This window comes from Bacteroidota bacterium, from assembly GCA_030706565.1.
Taxonomy (GTDB): Bacteria; Bacteroidota; Bacteroidia; order Bacteroidales; family JAUZOH01; genus JAUZOH01.
The window spans coordinates 1-2,517 of record JAUZOH010000509.1 but is presented as its reverse complement, the minus strand read 5'-3'; the positions used below and the strand labels follow the sequence as shown (position 1 = coordinate 2,517).

At 37.9% G+C, this 2,517-nt stretch carries 3 protein-coding genes; all 3 read right to left on the bottom strand.

The window, feature by feature from the left end; translation table 11 throughout:
- Window positions 1–401: hypothetical protein (locus Q8907_16180; GenBank protein ID MDP4275806.1), on the bottom strand; the 401-nt coding region annotated here is incomplete at its 3' end.
- Window positions 402–433: 32 nt separating this feature from the next.
- Window positions 434–1,345: an alpha/beta hydrolase gene (locus Q8907_16175; protein ID MDP4275805.1), complete on the bottom strand. Its 912-nt coding sequence runs from the start codon at window positions 1,343–1,345 to the stop codon at window positions 434–436.
- 160 nt (window positions 1,346–1,505) lie between these two features.
- Window positions 1,506–2,517: retropepsin-like aspartic protease (locus Q8907_16170; GenBank protein ID MDP4275804.1), on the bottom strand; the 1,012-nt coding region annotated here is incomplete at its 5' end.

The following is a 2,517-nucleotide window of genomic DNA, read 5'->3' as shown; positions in this document are numbered from 1 at the left end:
GTTTCATTTTTCAGGGTGGGGATTTCAAAAATCGGGAAAGTGCCAATCTGTGGCCGGTTTTCAGTTTCCTGGATGAAACAATATTTAATGCCCAGTTCGGAATCCGCGTATCCGAATTTGACAGGTTGATGGCGGGAAAAAGTATAATTAAACGGCAAGAGAAGATGGATCTGCACGTTGGGAACTACCCCATAATTTACCTCAAAATGAGGGGAGGTTCCTGACCATAAACCGGGTTGAAGGGTATTTACGGATGAGATATAGTATTCCCAGTGCTTAAATGGAACCGGCTCTGGGTCATCGGTGTTAAAAGGCGGTCCTGCAGGGCAAGGTAGAACATATGCGAATAAAATGATAGCAAGGAAGGCCAAATATTTCTTACAGGGAATTATCATATTCAATGATAGTCGAGCTTTTGATAAATTGCGATCTTTTATAATCTATATTTATGAATAAAACTGTCAATTGCATTTTTCAGATCGGGTTTATTTTCTAAAAAGGGCATGTGGCCCACCTCGCTGCCCCAAAGAATCATATCCGGAAACTTTATCCCTTTGTAATGCTCAGGGCCTATAACCCAGTCATTTTGTCCATAGAAAAACAAGACAGGAATTGTGATTTCCGAAGTATTTTTTCTATAGTCTATCCAATAATCTTTGATAGAAAATGCCTTTGCATTAAAATCATTATTCCACTTCAGAAATTCCTCGTAAGTGGCATTTACCAATATCTCCGTTTTGGGTGATGCGTAATTCATTTTCCATGAAATATTCTTTGATTTTAGTTTTTTACAGGCAAATTTAAATCTTGCCAGAATGGAATCAGGTGAATCCGTGAGTGAAAGATGATCTTTGTTACCTAAAAACTCTGAAGCCTTAATGATCCAACTTTTGCCTAAGCTTTCTTCAATGCTCAAGGTACAGTTGACCATGATCATACCTGAAACGGACTCTGGGTAACGTTCTATATAGCCCATTTGTAATACACCTCCAAACGAATGGCCTAATGTAATCCACATCTTAATCCCTAATGCTTTTCTTACTTCTTCAAAATCCTTGGCCATCCTGTCCATCGAATAATTATGATTTTTAGGGCTTGACGAACGTCCGGCTCCTCTTTGATCCAGGTAAACCATTTGAAAATGCTGCTCCAGATAATACCCGAAGTATTTTTCAAGCCAGAAACTTCCTGCACCAGGGCCACCATGAAGGTACAAACAGGGCATTCCGCTTCCTTTGACTTTTACATATAATCTTACACCGTCAGATGTCTTGATTTGCCTTTCCTGGGCTAGAACCGTGATTCCACCCAGCAGGACTAAAAATAAAACTATTAGCCTTTTCATAATTGCCAGGAAATTAATAAGTAATTATAAATCAATTAGATGGCATTATTAAAAGAAAGAGGACATATTATTAAGTTACGAATTTTTTGTCAATAACCGTTATTTTATCCTCTTTATTATTGGGGATTTTTTATATCAAATTCCTGGCTTTAAGAAAATTTTATTCAAGCCTAATAAACATATGATCAAAGTTAAGTGTCATTTTATTGAATTGAAGAATGAAGTCCTGTCCGATGTTCCCATAAACGGTTTCATCATCGTTGATTTTTTCCTTTAATAACTGTATTCCTTTCAGATTAAATGTTTTCCCGCAAAAGTTGAAGGTATGGTCTATGATATAACCCTCAAATTCGGATCTGCCGGCAGCACCTCCAAAACTGATTTTTTGGGGTTTGTAGCTTTTGTCTATTTCTTCCTGGTGCTCGATGTAAAATAAGCGGTAAAGCAGGGTGTGATCGGCACCCGTATCAAATGTATAGTGCTTGCCCTCGATGCATATCAACGGGGCTAATCCGTTCATGGACAAATTGGAATTTCCCAAGAAAACTGTTTCATTTTTCGGAACAATAAAATTGCCATCCCGGGTTATTTGTACTTCCCTGAAAGATTCAATTACCGGATAGCCCAGTATCCCATATATCTGGTATTTTATTTGAGGAAAGGACAAGCTCTGGTCGGGCAGTACCAAAAAAACCGCATTTCTAATCTCAATATTCCCCAAATTAAGCTGTTTACAAACAGCCAGTTGGGCCTTCACCTTCACGCCGGTACTGGTATTTACCTCTATTAATCCAGGGATGATGTTCATTTTCAAACGTTTTGCAACCGATTGTGAAGTAGTGGAGAAATTTGCACCGGTATCAAATATGAAATTCAGGGTATCATGATTTGCCGATACTTTTAGATTTTTCAGACCAGCAATATCTTTAATCATCTTGATTTCTGTATTTTGCAGGATTACGACTTTCTGTGAAGGGGCATTTTTCAACGCAGAGTAGGTTTTCAGATTGTTCTCTTCATCCTCTTTCTCACGCAAGCTGAGATAATTCTTGTAATTTTTAAGGATAAAAGAAGCTGTTTTTTTCGCACCCCTATAGTTATAGGTTTTCAGGAAGTTGTCCTCCCTGATTTTAAACAGTCTGAATTTTAAAGAGTCAGGAACACTATTTTTT